14 protein-coding genes are annotated in these 15,174 nt (G+C 64.4%); all 14 read right to left on the reverse strand.

Going from position 1 to position 15,174, the window contains the following annotated elements; translation table 11 throughout:
- Positions 1–65: 65 nt before the first annotated feature.
- The 14 genes from lpxB to HYH07_RS28565 all read right to left on the reverse strand — a co-directional run bounded on the left by lpxB (position 66) and on the right by HYH07_RS28565 (position 15,037).
- Complete coding sequence (gene lpxB / locus HYH07_RS28500) at positions 66–1,244, reverse strand: lipid-A-disaccharide synthase (protein WP_220005582.1); 1,179 nt, start codon at positions 1,242–1,244, stop codon at positions 66–68.
- On the reverse strand, positions 1,241–2,098 hold the full coding sequence (locus HYH07_RS28505; RefSeq protein WP_220005656.1) for an LpxI family protein: 858 nt from the start codon (positions 2,096–2,098) through the stop codon (positions 1,241–1,243). Before HYH07_RS28505 ends, lpxB begins: the two co-directional genes overlap by 4 nt.
- Before the next feature lie 19 nt (positions 2,099–2,117).
- A complete protein-coding gene (lpxA, locus tag HYH07_RS28510) occupies positions 2,118–2,909 on the reverse strand; it encodes an acyl-ACP--UDP-N-acetylglucosamine O-acyltransferase (protein WP_220005583.1) in 792 nt (263 codons plus the stop codon).
- A 251-nt stretch (positions 2,910–3,160) separates the two neighbouring features.
- A complete protein-coding gene (gene fabZ / locus HYH07_RS28515) occupies positions 3,161–3,622 on the reverse strand; it encodes a 3-hydroxyacyl-ACP dehydratase FabZ (RefSeq protein WP_057756061.1) in 462 nt (153 codons plus the stop codon).
- Complete coding sequence (gene lpxD / locus HYH07_RS28520; protein WP_220005584.1) at positions 3,619–4,686, reverse strand: UDP-3-O-(3-hydroxymyristoyl)glucosamine N-acyltransferase; 1,068 nt, start codon at positions 4,684–4,686, stop codon at positions 3,619–3,621. The genes fabZ and lpxD overlap by 4 nt, the downstream gene beginning before the upstream one ends.
- A 145-nt stretch (positions 4,687–4,831) precedes the next feature.
- Positions 4,832–7,366: an outer membrane protein assembly factor BamA gene (bamA, locus tag HYH07_RS28525; RefSeq protein WP_220005585.1), complete on the reverse strand. Its 2,535-nt coding sequence runs from the start codon at positions 7,364–7,366 to the stop codon at positions 4,832–4,834.
- Positions 7,367–7,540: 174 nt separating this feature from the next.
- Entirely contained in the window at positions 7,541–8,692 is a 1,152-nt protein-coding gene (gene rseP, locus HYH07_RS28530; RefSeq protein WP_220005586.1) for an RIP metalloprotease RseP, read from the reverse strand.
- 44 nt (positions 8,693–8,736) lie between these two features.
- Positions 8,737–9,960, reverse strand: a complete 1,224-nt coding sequence (gene dxr / locus HYH07_RS28535) for a 1-deoxy-D-xylulose-5-phosphate reductoisomerase (protein WP_220005587.1) — start codon at positions 9,958–9,960, stop codon at positions 8,737–8,739.
- 4 nt (positions 9,961–9,964) lie between these two features.
- Positions 9,965–10,807, reverse strand: coding sequence for a phosphatidate cytidylyltransferase (locus tag HYH07_RS28540; RefSeq protein ID WP_312016700.1), 843 nt, complete (start codon positions 10,805–10,807; stop codon positions 9,965–9,967).
- Positions 10,804–11,562, reverse strand: coding sequence for an isoprenyl transferase (locus HYH07_RS28545; RefSeq protein WP_220005588.1), 759 nt, complete (start codon positions 11,560–11,562; stop codon positions 10,804–10,806). The genes HYH07_RS28540 and HYH07_RS28545 overlap by 4 nt, the downstream gene beginning before the upstream one ends.
- An 11-nt stretch (positions 11,563–11,573) precedes the next feature.
- The gene (gene frr, locus HYH07_RS28550; RefSeq protein WP_057756077.1) at positions 11,574–12,137 is read right to left on the reverse strand and encodes a ribosome recycling factor; all 564 of its coding nucleotides are present in this window, start codon (positions 12,135–12,137) and stop codon (positions 11,574–11,576) included.
- Between the two features lie 66 nt (positions 12,138–12,203).
- Positions 12,204–12,920 carry a UMP kinase gene (gene pyrH, locus HYH07_RS28555; protein WP_220005589.1) on the reverse strand — a complete coding sequence of 239 codons (717 nt, stop codon included), beginning with the start codon at positions 12,918–12,920 and terminating at the stop codon, positions 12,204–12,206.
- 61 nt (positions 12,921–12,981) lie between these two features.
- Complete coding sequence (gene tsf / locus HYH07_RS28560) at positions 12,982–13,905, reverse strand: translation elongation factor Ts (protein WP_220005590.1); 924 nt, start codon at positions 13,903–13,905, stop codon at positions 12,982–12,984.
- A 136-nt stretch (positions 13,906–14,041) separates the two neighbouring features.
- Entirely contained in the window at positions 14,042–15,037 is a 996-nt protein-coding gene (locus HYH07_RS28565) for a 30S ribosomal protein S2 (RefSeq protein ID WP_220005591.1), read from the reverse strand.
- Positions 15,038–15,174 lie beyond the last annotated feature (137 nt).

Here is a 15,174-nt window from a genome sequence, read left to right on the forward strand (position 1 = left end):
GCCGTAGCTAGCGCGGCTGGCTTGGGAGGCCTCCGTGCCCGTTACCCCATCTACGAGACCGTCGTCTACCGCCGCCCCTTCCGCATCGTCGCGAGCACGATGTCGGCGGCGAGCACGCTCGGCGGTTTGTTGCCGGTCGACATGATGGTGTCGAGCTGCGCGAAGGCTTCGACCTGCTGACGGCGCATCGGCGTGTCGGTCAGCACCTCCGACAGCGCGCCGGCGAGCTTCTCGGGCGTGCAGTCTTCCTGCAGGAATTCGGGGACCACATCCTTGCCGATCACGAGATTGGCGAGGATTACCGAAGACACCTGGATGGCGCGGCGCAGAATGAAGGCCTCCATCGCCCCGACGCGATAAGCCGTCACCATCGGGATGCCTGACAGGGCCAGCTCCAGCGTCACCGTGCCGGACTTTGCCAGCGCCGCGCGCGCGATCCGGAACGCGGCGCGCTTTTCGGTTTCGCCGACCGCGATTCCAGGTTTGACGGGCCAGTTTGCGACGCCTGCGCGAATGGTGGCTTCGAGATGCGGCATGGTCGGCAGCATCAATTCGAATTTGGTGCCGCTGGATTGCAACCGGCCGATGGCCGCGCCGAACACGTCGAGATGATGCCGGATTTCGCTGCGCCGGCTGCCCGGCAAAACCAGCAGCACCGGCGGCTCGCCATCGCGGCGCCGTTGCTGGTCGGCATCCGGCCGCAGCGACGACAGCTGCTCGGTCAGGGGATGGCCGACATAGCTGCAGGGCGGCCCGCCCAGCTTGCGATATTCCTCCGGCTCGAACGGCAAGAGGCCGAGCACATGATCGACATAGCCGAGCATGGCGCGCGCACGGCCCGGCCGCCAGGCCCACACCGAGGGCGAGACGTAGTCGATCACAGGGATTGCCGGATTGTTCGCGCGCACACGGCGGGCGACCCGATGGGTGAAATCAGGACTGTCGATGATGACGAGCGCATCTGGCGCGGCATCGGTCACGGCATCTGCTGTTTCGCGGATCAGCCGCAGGATCTTCGGCAGCTGCTGCACCACAGCGGCAAGGCCGACGATCGACAGTTCCTCGATCGGAAACAGCGTCTCGAGCCCCTCGCGCGCCATGGTGAGGCCGCCGACGCCCACGAACTCCACGCCATCGCCAAGCCGCTGGCGCAGCACCCTCATCAGCGCCGAGCCCAGCCGGTCGCCGGATTCCTCCGTCGCGATCAGAAATATCTTCCTGATGGGATCGCGAACCTGCATCACGCCGGCAGACCGACAACGAAAAGATATTTGGCGTCGGCGAGCGCGATCATCGCCTGCGGTTCGGCAGCGATGGTGTTGCCGGCGATCACAGCGACACCGGCGAGGCCGGCCCTGGCGACGCCCTCGATCGTACGCGGGCCGATCGTCGGCAGGTCGAAGCGCAGGTCCTGGCCGCTTTTCGGCGCCTTCACCAGCACGCCACGCCCCGTGGCTGCGCGGATGCGGCCCTCTTCGCGCAACCGCGCCACGCGCGCCAGCAGCGCATCGGTGCCCTCGATGTCCTCGATCGCCACCACATGGCCATCGATCACGACCGCGGCCTGCCCGATATCGAACGGCCCGAGCGCTGTGAGCACCGCGCGCCCGCGCTCGATGTCGCCCTTGGCGTTGTCCGCCGGCCAGGCGCGGCTGATGCAGCCCTCTGGCATCAGGAGGTCGGGCGCGACGTCCTTGATGCCGACCATGCGAAAGCCGTCCTGCTCGAGGATCCGGCCGACGCCCGACAACAAATGATCGTCGCCGCCGCGGAACGCACGGATGACGTTGCCGAGCAATCGCAGCGTCTTGATGTCGAAGCGAATCTCGGTAAGCGAGGGCCGCACCAGGGTGCCGATGAAGATCAGGTCGCGGCACCCCTCCTCGCGGAACAGCCGCATGGCGCGGCCAAGCTGGCCGACCGAGATCCAGCGATGGCGGAATTTCTCGACCTGCACCGGATCGCAGGCGCCGCGCAATGCAAACAGCACCGGCGTGATGCCGCGCGCGGCGAGCGAGTCGGCGACCGCGAACGGCATGGCGCCGCCGCCGGCGACAACGCCGACCGGCGATGAAATCCCAGATGCCGCCGATGTCATGTCCGCGGCCATGCCAGGATCACTTCTCGATGGTCGGAAGGCAGAGTGGACGCTTGCCCTTGCCGATGAAGCCGAGGATCTCCGCAATCGCGGGATCTTCGCTTGCAAGCGGCTGCACCGCCTCCAGCCGCTCGGCGAACGTGCCGGGACCGTGGAAGAGTTTTTGGTAGAACGCCCGCACCGTCGCAAGCCGCTGCTTGGTGAACTTGCGCCGCTTCATCCCGATAAGGTTGAGGCTCTCCAGCACCGCATACTGGCCGTTGGCGAGCCCATACGGGATGATGTCGTCGCGCACGCCCGAGAGGCCGCCGACCATCACATAGGAGCCGATGCGGGTGAACTGATGCACCGCGGACAGCCCGCCGATATAGACGGCATCGCCGATCTCGCAATGGCCGCCGAGCGTCGCCGAGGTCGCGAAGATCGCGTTGTTGCCGACCACGCAGTCGTGGCCGACATGGCTGTTGTTCATGAAGTAGCCATCGTTGCCGACGCGCGTCTTGCCACCGCCCTTGACGGTGCCGACATTCATCGTCGAACCCTCGCGGATGACGTTGCCGGAACCGATCTCGAGCGTGGTCGGCTCGCCCTTGTAGCTGAGGTCCTGCGGCGCGCCTCCGAGCACCGCGAAAGGCGAGATCACGCAGCCGTCGCCGACCGTGGTGTGGCCGATAATGGTGACCTGTCCGAGCAGCTTGCAATTGGCCCCGATCCGGGCGTTGCGACCGATGATGCAAAAGGGCCCGATCTCGGTGCCCTCGCCGATCACGGCGCCGTCTTCCACCCGCGCGGTGGGGTCGATCTTACTCATCAAGCGATCTTACTTATCAACAAGGTCTGACTATGTGTTGAACTTGCTCGGCTTTCCGCCTGTTAGCGCGACTGCGCCCGATCTGTCCAGTGACGTATGATCTCGGCGTGTTTCGGGTCGACCGTCATTCCGGGATGCGTGCAAAGCACGCAGGCCCGGAATCCATCTCACCACCCGCACCGCAGTCCAATGGATTCCGGGCTCGCGACTTCGTCGCGCCCCGGAATGACAAGCGGAAGGCCTGGCTCCCCTCAGTCCGTCAGCATGGCTCCGACATCGGCCTCGGCGACGACCTGACCGTTGACCTTGGCGTCACCGTGAAACCACCACATCGCCTTGCGACGGCCGAGCGAGCGCATGTGATACTCGATGGTATCGCCTGGCAGCACCGGCTTGCGGAACTTGCACTTGTCGATGGTGAGGAAATACACCGCCCGCGGCTTCTCAGTGCCCTCGACCGACTTGATGCCGATCACGCCTGCGGTCTGCGCCATCGCCTCGATCATCATGACGCCGGGATAGACCGGACGCTCGGGGAAATGCCCCTGGAAGGCCGGCTCGTTGAAGGTGACGTTCTTGATGCCGATGCCGCTGTAATCAGCGCGGATGTTGATCACCCGGTCGATCAGCAGCATCGGAAAACGGTGCGGCAGGGTCTGGAGGATCGCATTGATGTCCACCAGTGCAAACTTGATCGGTGATTCCTCCGTCATTCCCGTCCCTCATCCTTCGGATCGGTCTTGCTGTCGCGTACCAGACGCTCCACCGCGATGATCTCCTTGAACCATTGTTTGGTAGGCTTGGCGAAATGCCCGCCCCAGCGTCCCCCCGGCGGGATGTCGTCCTTGACCGCGCTCATGGCGGTCACCTGGGCCCCATCGCCGATCTTGAGGTGATTGTTGATACCAACCTTCGCTCCCAGCGCCACGTTGTCGCCGATGGTCAGGCTGCCCGCGAGCCCGATCTGAGCCGCCAGCAGGCAATTACGGCCGATCGTCACATTGTGGCCGATCTGGACCTGATTGTCGATTTTGGTGCCCTCCCCGATCACGGTGTCGCGCAGGGAGCCGCGATCGATGGTGGTGCCGGCACCGACTTCCACGTTGTTCTGGATCAGCACACGACCGGTCTGGGGCACCTTCAAATGGCCCTCAGGGCCGAAGAAGATGAAGCCGTAGCCGTCCTGGCCGATCGAGCAGCCGGGGTGGATCAGCACGTTGTTGCCGATCAGCGCGCACTGGATGGCCGTGCGTGCGCCGACATTGCAGTCCCGGCCGATCTTGACGCCCGGCCCGAGGACGACGCCTGCCCCGATCACGGTGCCGCTGCCGATCTCCACGTCAGGACCGATGACAGTCAGTGGCTCGACGATGACGTCGTCCTCCAGCCGTGCCGACGGGTCGATGATGGCCGATGGCGCAATGCCGTCATTGCCGAACCAGGACTGCGGGCGCAATGCGTCCGCGTGCCATTCCCGGGCGATCCTGACGAAGGCCCGGAACGGCTGCGCCACCCGCAGCACGGCCGTATGCGCCGGCACCTGCGCCTCGAATCGCGGGCTCACCAGGCAGGCACCAGCCTTGGTCGCCTTCAGCTCATCGGCGTATTTGAGGTTGTCGAAGAACGCCAAATGCATCGGGCCGGCTTCGTCCAGCGAAGCGAGACCCGTGATGACATGACCGCCCCTGCTGGGATCGACCAGTTGCGCCTTGGTCAGCGTGGCGATATCGGCCAGCGCCGTCGCAGGCGGTTTCTTGAAGAAGGTCGGCTGTGCCATTCCACCCCGTCGCGGTCCGGCTTCGGCATGAAGCGGTGAGCCGCATCATGCCTAATCTCACGGATTGAGCACGATCTTTTTGGCGGCCGGCCCCAGCAATTCCCGGAGGAATTCCCAAGCGGCCGGTCACGCCCTGCCGATCAAATTAGAACGAGGTGCCGCCGCCGAACCGGAATTCCTGCGTACGGTCATACTTGCCCTTGGTGAGCGGCACTGCGTAGTCGAAGCGCAGCGGCCCGAACGGCGAAGCCCAGATCAAGCCGACACCGACCGACGAACGGATGACCTTGCTGTCATCGTAGACCAGGCCGGTACAGGTTCCCGGAGTGTTCGGATTGATCGTCGACGCGGTGCAGTTCGAGTTCTGGGTCGTCGTGGTTTCGCCTGTCAGCGCCCAGGTCGTCGGGCCCTTATAGTCGTACAGACCGCCGGCGTCGGCGTAGACCGCGCCCTTCAGACCGACTTCCTTCGGCAGGAACCAGAACGGCATCTGCAATTCGAGCGAAGCGCCCCAATATTTGGTGCCGCCGAGCGCGTCCTGCGTGTCATACGGGTTGATGTCGCGCGGGCCGATGCCGTTCGGCGCGAAGCCGCGGACGAGGTTCGGGCCCATCTGGAAGTGATCCAGCATACGCAGGTCTTTGCTGCCGACCTTGTTCAGGACACCGCCCTGGAGGTGGACGAGGCCGACGAGATCAGACACCAGCGACTGGTAGTACTTCGCGTCCAAGGCGGTCTTCAGGTAGGAGACGTCGCCGCCGACACCGGCGAAGTCCTGCCTGAAGTCGACGAGCAGACCGTCGGTCGGGTTCTTGTTGTTGTCGAGCGTGTTGTAGGTCAGCGTGTAGCCGAGCGCCGAGGTCAGCGTCTTGCCGTTCGCAAGCTCCTTGCGGACCGGCAGCGAAGCCTCGCCGTCGCTGTAGCAGCCGAGGCCGTTGGTCGAGGTCAGATCAATGCCGTTGACGGCAGCGTAGGCCGGGCTCGGATTGAACGCGCCTGATGTCGGGATGTTGTTACAGTTCGCCAGATAGGACGGCAGCGTGATTTCCTGCCGGTAGATCGAGTAGCGCAGCTGCAGCGACAGATCTTCACGCAGGGAGAAGCCGAGACGCGGCGAGAAGCCGAGCGTCTTGGTGCCGTAGGAGATGTAGCTGTTCGACAGCTGCTGGCGCTGATAGAGGTCGAGGCCCAGCGCGATCCGATAGTCGAACAGATACGGCTCGACGAACGAGAGCGAATAGCCGCGCGCATACTGGCCGTAGGTGACCGATGCCTTGGCGAAAAGGCCGCGGCCGAGCAGGTTACGCTCGGAGACCGAGACTTCGGCCAGCGCACCGTCCGTGGTCGAGTAACCGCCCGAGACCGAGAAGTCGCCGGTCGACTTCTCTTCGAGATCGACGATCAGGACCACGCGGTCGCTGGATGAACCCGGCTCCGTCGTGATCTTCACGGTCTTGAAGTAGTCGAGGTTCTTCAGGCGGCGCTCGGCGCGGTCGACCAGCGCACGGTTGTAGGCATCGCCCTCGGAGAGGTCGAACTCGCGGCGGATCACGTAGTCGCGGGTGCGGGTGTTGCCGCGGATGTTGATGCGCTCGATGTACGTGCGCGGCCCCTCGTCGATGTTGAACACGACGGCGACGGTATGCGCATCGAAATTGCGATCGCCGGCCGGACGCACCACCGCGAAGGCAAAGCCGCGGCGCGAGGCTTCGATCTGCATGTCCTCGACCGACTTCTCGACCGATTCGACGTTGTAGAGCGAACCGACATTGACGCGCGAGAAGGACCGCAACGTGGTTGGGTCGAAGTTCGGGATGCTGGTGCGGAAATCGACGGTGCCGACGCGATATTGCTGGCCTTCCTCGATCTTGAAGGTGACGTTGAAGCCCTTCTTCTCCGGATCGTATTCGGTGAGCGCGGCCACGACCTGGACGTCGGCGAAGCCGTTCTTGAGGTAGAAGCGGCGAATCAGGTCGCGGTCGGCCTCGACGCGATCGGGGTCGTACACGTCGCCGCTGCCGAGGAAGCTCAGCAGATTGGTCTCGCGTGTCTTGATGACGTCGCGCAGGCGGTAGGAGGAGAACGCGTTGTTGCCGACGAACTCGATCGACTTGACGCCGGTCTTGGCACCTTCGTTGATCGTGAAGACGAGATCGACGCGGTTGTTCGGCTGCTCGATGATCTCTGGCGTGACGGTCACGTCATAGCGGCCGGAACGGCGATAGATTTCGGCGATTCGCAGCGTGTCCGACTGCACCATGGCGCGGGAGAAGGTGCCGCGCGCCTTGGACTGCACTTCGGCGGTGAGCTGCTCGTCCTTGATCTTCTTGTTGCCCTCGAACGCGATGCGCCCGATCACCGGGTTTTCCACAACCGAGACGATCAACTGGCCGCCGGGGCCGCGGTTGATCTTCACGTCCTGGAACAGGCCGGTCTCGATCAGTGCCTTGAGGCCGTCATCGATAGCGCCCTGATCGAGGCGCCCGCCGGGGCCAGGCTTGAAATAGGACCGAATCGTCTCCACCTCGACGCGGCGATTTCCTTCGACGGAAATCGACTGCACGGTCTGAGCGAGCGCAGACGAAGACACCAAAACAGCCCCAACCGGGGCAACCACCGGCGCGCCGAACATGATCAGGGTTGCGAGCAAGCCCCCCCGGAGTCGCAGTCCAAACTTCATGCGCAACGCGCCCTTATCAACTTACCAGACCCAACCCCAAAGCCGGTCTGGGAGATTCCCCAAGTTCTAGCCGCTTGTAGCCAATTTCCCGGACATCGCAAACGGCAGCTGACAGGGTAATTTCAATTTCATTCCAAGACGTTGCCTAACAGCAACGCCACAAAAAAGCCCCGATCAGGAAGCGGCCATCCGCAGGATGTCGTTGTAGGTCGCAAAGACCATCAGCATCAGCACCAGACCAAGCCCGATTCGGAACCCCATCTCCTGAGTCCGCTCGGACAGCGGACGGCCACGGACGATCTCGGCCGTGTAGAACAGAAGGTGACCGCCATCGAGCAGCGGAATCGGGAACAGGTTCAGAAGGCCGATCGAGACCGACAGCACCGCGCACAGATTGATCACGAACTGGAACCCGGCACTGGCCGCCTGCCCCGACATCTTGGCGATGCCGAGGACGCCGCTGACCTCGTTCGGATTGCCCTGCCCGACGAACAGCGAGCCCAGGAACTTGAAGGTGCTGGTGATGATGAACCAGACCTGCTCGACCCCGATCTTGAGCGCCTCGCCGACCCCGACCGGCGAGGTCGAAACTTCACCGGCCTGCGACTTGTGCTCGACACCGAGCACGCCGACCTTGTGACTATTGCCGAACGGATCCTTGCGCTCGAGCAGCGCCGGCGTCGCCGTCAGCGACACCACCGAACCATCCCGCTTCACCTGGAAAACCAGGGCTGAACCTGCGCTCGTCGCAACGATGCGCTGCATGTCGGCAAAGCTATCGATCGGCTTGCCATCGATCTGCACGACGACGTCGCCGACCTTGAAGCCCGCGGCAGCCGCGGCACCGTCGGCGACGACGCCGTCCACGCGCGCGATCGTGCTTGGCTTGCCGTAATACAGCGCCATGCCTGCGAAGATCAGGGCGCCGAGGATGAAATTGGCGATCGGTCCGGCGGCAACGATGGCGGCGCGCGGGCCGACCTTCTTGTGATGGAAGCTGCCGGCGCGCTCTTCTGCCGTCATGGCTTCCAGCGTCGCGGCCGACGGCGTCGAGGCCTCGCTCTCGTCACCGAAGAACTTGACGTAGCCGCCAAGCGGGATCGCCGAGATCTTCCAGCGCGTGCCGTGGCGGTCGTTGAATCCGACCAGCTCGGGTCCGAAGCCGAGCGAGAAGGTCAGCACCCGAACGCCTGCCCATCGCGCGACCAGAAAATGGCCGAGCTCATGGAAGAACACGACGATGGTCAGGACGAACAGGAAGGGAACGACGTAGCCGAGGAGCCCATGGCTCAACATATTGAAACTATGGGTAAAAAAGTCGATCATCGAATTCCCTCATCCAGCGCCGCAAGGCCCTGGCCCCGAACCATCTAGGATGCCTTTAAGGCAATTTGAGGCAACAGGGCGGCAGCTTTATTTCGCGCAACATGGTCAACGTTTATTGCATCATCCGCTGACATCATGGGTCCCTGGTTCCCGCCCCGGATCCAGTCCTCCAACGTCGCCTCGACCAGGCGGGCGATGGCACCGAAGCGGATCTTGCCGGCGATGAAGGCTGCGACCGCAACCTCGTTGGCGGCATTGAAGACAGTGGTCGCCCCCTTCCCGGTCCGGAGCGACTCGAACGCCAGGCGAAGTCCGGGGAACCGCTCGAAGTCGGGCGCCTCGAAGGTGAGCTGGCCGATCTTGGCCAGATCAAGCTTGGCCGCCGGACCCTTGATCCGGTCGGGCCAGCCAAGGCAATGGGCGATCGGGGTGCGCATGTCGGGCGAGCCGAGCTGGGCCATCACCGAGCGATCCGAAAACTCCACCATGCCGTGGATGATCGACTGCGGATGCACCAGCACGTCGATCTCGTCAGGCGACAGCGCGAACAGATACGACGCCTCGATCACCTCGAGGCCCTTGTTCATCATCGAGGCGGAATCGATCGTGATCTTCTGCCCCATGCTCCAGTTCGGATGCTTGAGGGCCTGCTCGAGCGTCGCCTGCTCGATATCCGCGGGCTTCCAGGTCCGGAAAGGGCCGCCCGATGCCGTGATGATGACGCGGACCAGTTCGTCGCGATTGCCGGAGGCCAGCGCCTGAAACAGCGCATTGTGCTCGGAATCCGCCGGCAGAATGCAGGCGCCCGCTTTCGCCGCGCGCTGCATGAAGAAATCACCGGCGCAGACCAGGCATTCCTTGTTGGCGAGCGCGACATGGGCGCCGCGATCGACCGCGGCCAGCGCCGGCTTCAGTCCGGCAGCGCCACTTACCGCGGCCATCACCCAGTCAGCCGGGCGCGCGCCGGCTTCGATCACCGCGCTTTCGCCGGCGCCGCATTCCGTGCTCGTGCCCGCGAGTGCGGCCTTCAGGTCGGCGAGCTTGGTGCTGTCTGCGATCGCAACGAAGCGCGCGGAGAATTCCTTCGCGAGTTTTGCCAGTGCTTCGACATTGCTGTTCGCCGTCAGCGCCTCGACGCGATAGCGCTCGGGCGAAGCGCGCAGCAGATCCATCGTGCTGTCGCCGATCGAGCCGGTGGCGCCGAGGACCGTGACGCTGCGGATGTCGGTCGCAGCAAGCCTGTTGTTACGCAATGGGACTGCGCTCATATCCTCACCAAACCATAAGACCGCTTCCGGCGCTATGCACACCATGGCGGAGAAAGCCGATAATCCATGCCACCAGGATGGCGGCGACAAAGCCGTCCAGACGGTCCAATAGCCCGCCATGGCCGGGAATTAAGTGACTGGAATCCTTGACGCCGAAGCGCCTTTTCACCGCGGATTCGAACAGGTCGCCCGCCTGCGAGACCACCGACAGGACGGCGCTGACGAACAGCAATGGCACCACCTTCCCAATACCGAAAGCGGCGAACGCGCCCGCAACCGCAAGGCTCGCCACGAAGCCGCCGAACGCGCCGGCCCAGGTCTTCTTCGGGCTGACGCGCGGCCAAAGCTTCGGCCCACCGATCCCGCGGCCGGCAAAGTAGCCGCCAATATCGGTCGCCCACACCACGAGCAGCACGAACATCAGCGCGGCGAAGCCGTGCACGAGATCCTTCCGCACCAGGATCGAGGCCAGCAGCGCCGCCGCTGCATAGGCAAATCCGGTCGCGGCCCAGATGAACTTGCCGCGCGCAATCAGCGTCACCATCGCGCCGCCGATGCAGCCGACAATGACAGCGGTCTTGAGCGCGCCGGCGGCAACGCACAAGCCCATCATGGCAAGGACGATGGTCCCTGCCCCGGTCAGAGCGGTCGAGCTTGCACCCACCACCATCAGCCATTCCGTGAACAGCCCGATCGAGATCAGGGTGACGAGCAGCGCCCACAGCCAGCCGCCGGCATAGGCGAGCGCGAGCGTGATCGGCGCCAGCACCAGCGCCGCGAGAACTCGCATCACCAGATTGTTCGAAGCAGGCGTCGTGCCCGCCGGTGCGGCGTCGGGTTCGCTCACGAGGCTGATTTCGCAACCAGGCCGCCGAAACGGCGCTCGCGCCTGGCGAATTCGGCGATCGCGCTTTCGAGCGCCGCCTTGTCGAAATCCGGCCAGTGGACCGGCACGAAGACGAGCTCGCTATAGGCGGCCTGCCACATCAGGAAGTTGGAGAGGCGCTGCTCGCCGCTGGTGCGGATGATGAGATCGGGATCGGGAATGTCGGGCGCGTCGAGATGGGCGCCGAGTGCGTCGGCGTCGATCGTGGCAGGATCGCGCGTGCCGTCGGCGACTTCGCGGGCGAGCTTCTGCGCGGCTTTCGCGATCTCCTGCCGCGAGCCGTAATTGAAGGCGACGACGAGCGTGAGGCGGGTGTTGTCGCGCGTCAATTCCTCGGCCTCGTTGAGGAGCGCGCAGATGTCGCCCTCGAGGCCGGCGCGCTCGCCGATAATGCGCACCTTGACGCCGTCGCGATGCAGGCTCGCCAGATCGTTGCGGATGAAACGGCGGAGCAGACCGAAGAGATCGCCGATCTCGCTTGCCGGTCGCGACCAGTTTTCGGACGAGAACGAGAAGATGGTGAGATAGCGGATGCCGAGCTCGTGCGAGGCCCGCACCACACGCCGCAGCGCTTCGACGCCGCGGCGATGGCCTTCGGCCCGCGGCAGACCGCGCGCGGCCGCCCAACGCCCGTTGCCATCCATGATGATGGCGACATGCGCAGGCACATCGGACCGATCAGGTCCGTCCGTTGCGGGCGCGGCGGCGTTGGACATGGAAAAAGGCCTTAAACGGTGAGGATTTCTTTTTCCTTGGCGGCCAGCAGCTGGTCGATCTCCGCGATGGTGCCGTCGGTGGCCTTCTGCACCTCGTCGGCGTGACGCTTCTGGTCGTCCTCCGACATCTCGTGATTCTTCTCGAGCTTCTTGAGCACATCGAGGCCGTCGCGGCGGACGTGGCGCGCGGCGACCTTGGCGGCCTCGGCATATTTGTGCGCGACCTTGACGAGCTCCTTGCGGCGCTCCTCGTTGAGCTCGGGGATGCGCAGGCGCAGCACCTGGCCCTCGGTTGCCGGCGACAGTCCGAGATTGGAATCGACGATCGCCTTCTCGACGGCCTTGACCATCGACTTGTCCCAGACCTGCACCGAGATCAGGCGCGGCTCGGGCACACTGACGGTGGCGAGCTGATTGAGGGGCATGTGACTGCCATAGGCATCGACCTGCACCGGATCGAGCATCGAGGCCGATGCACGGCCCGTCCGCAGTCCGCCAAGTTCATGCTTGAGCGATGCGACCGCGCCCTGCATGCGGCGCTTCACTTCGTTGAGGTCGAAATTACCCGTGGCCATCACGTTTCTCCTTCAATGTTCCGGCGACCTCACCGCGCCCCTGCTTCGGGGCGCCAGAACGAGTCGTCAGCCGGCGACAACAGTCCCGTGGCCGGTACCGCGCAGAATCGCGCCGATCGAACCGGGTTCCGCGATCGAAAATACAATGATAGGCAGCGACGTCTCGCGGGCAAGTGCGAAGGCGGTCGCATCCATCACCTTGTAGCCGCCCTCGATCGCCTGCGAATGCGTCAGCCGGTCGAACCGCTTGGCCGAAGGGTCCTGCTTCGGATCGGCCGAGTAGACGCCGTCGACGTTGGTGGCTTTCAGCACCGCCTCGGCGCCGATCTCGGCGGCCCGCAGCACGGCCGTCGTGTCCGTGGTGAAGTACGGATTGCCGGTGCCACCACCGAGCACGATGATTCGACCCTCGGCGAGGTATTTGTGCGCCGCGGTGCGCGTGAACAGCTCGGAAATCTCGGGCATGACAAACGCCGACAGCGTCCGCGCCGGCGCGCCCTTGCGCTCGATGGTCGCTTCCAGCGCGAGGCAGTTCATCATGGTGGCAAGCATGCCCATGGTGTCGCCGGTCGTGCGCGAGACGCCGCGGGAGGAGACCTCGACGCCGCGAAAGATATTGCCGCCGCCGATCACCACCGCCACCTCGCATCCGAGCTGACGGGCCGCGATCAGATCGTCGGCAACCCGGTCCATGGTCGGCTGATCGATGCCAAAGCCTTGCCGTCCTGCGAGATATTCGCCGGACAGCTTGATCACGACGCGACGATAGACCGGATCAGTCATGAGCACTTTCCTCGTCCGGGCGCCGCTTCCGGCGGCACGCCGGAAGGAGGTGTTCCAGCGCTTACTTCTTGCCGCTGGCCGCCGCGACCTCAGCCGCGAAGTCCGATTCCTGCTTCTCGATTCCCTCACCGAGAGCATAGCGCACGAAGCCGGCGATCTTCACGGTACCGCCGACCTTGCCTTCCGCTTCCTTCACCGCCTGCGCCACCGACTTGCCGGTATCGTGGATGAAGGCCTGCTCGAGCAGGCAGACTTCCTTGTAGTAGGTCTTCAGGCCGGACTCGACGATCTTCTCGATCACGTTCTCGGGCTTGCCCTGCTGGCGGTACTTGTCGGCGAGCACGTCCTTCTCGCGCTTGACGACGGCCGGATCGAGACCGCTGGGATCGAGCGCAAGCGGGTTGGCGGCCGCGACATGCATGGCGATCTGGCGGCCGAGGCTTGCGAGCTCGTCGGCCTTGCCGGGCGATTCCAGCGCGACGATCACGCCCATCTTGCCGGCGCCATCGACGACCGCGCCGTGGACATAGCTCGACACCACGCCCTGGCTCACTTCGAGCGAAGCAGCGCGGCGCAGCGTCATGTTCTCGCCGATGGTGGCGATCGCGTCGTTGATCGCGGCTTCGACCGTGACGTCGCCGACCTTGGCGGCCTTGATCTTCTCGACATCGGCGCCGGTGTCGAACGCGACCTGGGCGATCATCTTGACGAGGCCCTGGAACTGGCCGTTACGCGCAACGAAGTCGGTTTCGGAGTTGACCTCGACCACGACGCCCTGGTTGCCCTTGGTGAGCGCGCCGATGAGCCCCTCGGCCGCGACACGGCCCGACTTCTTGGCGGCCTTGGACAGGCCCTTCTTGCGCAGCCAGTCCTGCGCGGCTTCCATGTTGCCGTCGGTCTCGGTCAGCGCGGCCTTGCAGTCCATCATGCCTGCGCCGGTCGACTCGCGCAGATCCTTGACCATCGCAGCTGTGATCGTTGCCATCGTTGAAAATCCTTCTTGCCTGCCGGTTTGCCGCGGCGTGGCTTCCAATTGCCCCGCCGCGGTCCATCTCAGGAATTCGCGTCAACTGAATGAAATGGTGGCCGGATCCTGTCCGGCCAACCCATCGCCGTTTTGACTATTCCGCTTCCGCGGTCAGTGCCTTGGCCTTGGCCACCCAGGCATCTGCGCGGCTCGGCAGACCGACTTCTTCGCCGATCGTGTGCGCGGTGTCGTGGTCGAGCTCGGCGAGCTGCCAGTAGTGGAAGATGCCGAGGTCGTTGAACTTCTTCTCGATCGCGCCCGACACGCCCGGGAGCTTCTTGAGGTCGTCGGCGGTGCCGCGCGGACCGGCAAGACCCTGGAAGCCGCTCGAGGACGGGGCCGGCAGCTCTTCGGCGGCCGGACGAACCGACGCGCCAATGTCGACGCCCGACTCGCCCTGAGCGCGCGAGATGCCATCGATCGCCGCGCGCGCGATCAGGTCGCAATAGAGCGAGATCGCGCGGCCGGCGTCGTCATTGCCCGGCACCACATAGGTGATGCCCTTCGGATCGGAATTGGTGTCGACGATCGCGGCAACCGGGATGTTGAGACGCTGGGCCTCCTGGATCGCGATGTCTTCCTTGTTGGTGTCGATCACGAAGATCATGTCGGGCAGACCGCCCATGTCCTTGATGCCACCGAGCGAGCGGTCGAGCTTGTCGCGCTCGCGCTGCAGCGTGAGGCGCTCCTTCTTGGTGTAGGAATTGGCTTCGCCGCCGGCCAGCACTTCGTCGAGGTGACGCAGACGCTTGATCGAGGCCGAGATCGTCTTCCAGTTGGTCAGCGTGCCGCCGAGCCAGCGCGAATTGACGAAATACTGCGCGCAACGCTTGGCAGCGTCGGCGACGCCGTCCTGGGCCTGGCGCTTGGTGCCGACGAACAGGATGCGGCCGCCCTTGGCAACCGTGTCGCTGACGGCCTGAAGGGCCGTGTGCAGCATCGGCACGGTCTGGGCGAGGTCGACGATGTGGATGTTGTTACGGGTGCCGAAAATGAACGGAGCCATTTTCGGATTCCAGCGGTGCGACTGGTGACCAAAGTGCACGCCAGCTTCGAGCAGCTGACGCATAGTGAAATCGGGGAGTGCCATCGTTTGAATTCTCCGGTTGGTTCCTCCGGAAGCGTGTGAGCAAAACGGAGCGATGTCGCCCCGGCTGCCACCGGACGGCCTTGTGAGCCATGCTTCCGTGTGAGATGGCGCGCTATATAGCGCCATTTCGGCCAGAA

It is taken from the genome of Bradyrhizobium sp. BR 10261, assembly GCF_019455395.1.
GTDB lineage: Bacteria > Pseudomonadota > Alphaproteobacteria > Rhizobiales > Xanthobacteraceae > Bradyrhizobium > Bradyrhizobium manausense.

Bases quoted from the DNA above. Each gene is read 5' to 3' on its own strand.
- HYH07_RS28505 (WP_220005656.1), bottom strand. From the start codon at position 2,098: ATGACATCGGCGGCATCTGGGATTTCATCGCCGGTCGGCGTTGTCGCC.
- lpxA (WP_220005583.1), bottom strand. From the start codon at position 2,909: ATGAGTAAGATCGACCCCACCGCGCGGGTGGAAGACGGCGCCGTGATC.
- fabZ (WP_057756061.1), bottom strand. From the start codon at position 3,622: ATGACGGAGGAATCACCGATCAAGTTTGCACTGGTGGACATCAATGCG.
- lpxD (WP_220005584.1), bottom strand. From the start codon at position 4,686: ATGGCACAGCCGACCTTCTTCAAGAAACCGCCTGCGACGGCGCTGGCC.
- bamA (WP_220005585.1), bottom strand. From the start codon at position 7,366: ATGAAGTTTGGACTGCGACTCCGGGGGGGCTTGCTCGCAACCCTGATC.
- rseP (WP_220005586.1), bottom strand. From the start codon at position 8,692: ATGATCGACTTTTTTACCCATAGTTTCAATATGTTGAGCCATGGGCTC.
- dxr (WP_220005587.1), bottom strand. From the start codon at position 9,960: ATGAGCGCAGTCCCATTGCGTAACAACAGGCTTGCTGCGACCGACATC.
- HYH07_RS28545 (WP_220005588.1), bottom strand. From the start codon at position 11,562: ATGTCCAACGCCGCCGCGCCCGCAACGGACGGACCTGATCGGTCCGAT.
- frr (WP_057756077.1), bottom strand. From the start codon at position 12,137: ATGGCCACGGGTAATTTCGACCTCAACGAAGTGAAGCGCCGCATGCAG.
- pyrH (WP_220005589.1), bottom strand. From the start codon at position 12,920: ATGACTGATCCGGTCTATCGTCGCGTCGTGATCAAGCTGTCCGGCGAA.
- tsf (WP_220005590.1), bottom strand. From the start codon at position 13,905: ATGGCAACGATCACAGCTGCGATGGTCAAGGATCTGCGCGAGTCGACC.
- HYH07_RS28565 (WP_220005591.1), bottom strand. From the start codon at position 15,037: ATGGCACTCCCCGATTTCACTATGCGTCAGCTGCTCGAAGCTGGCGTG.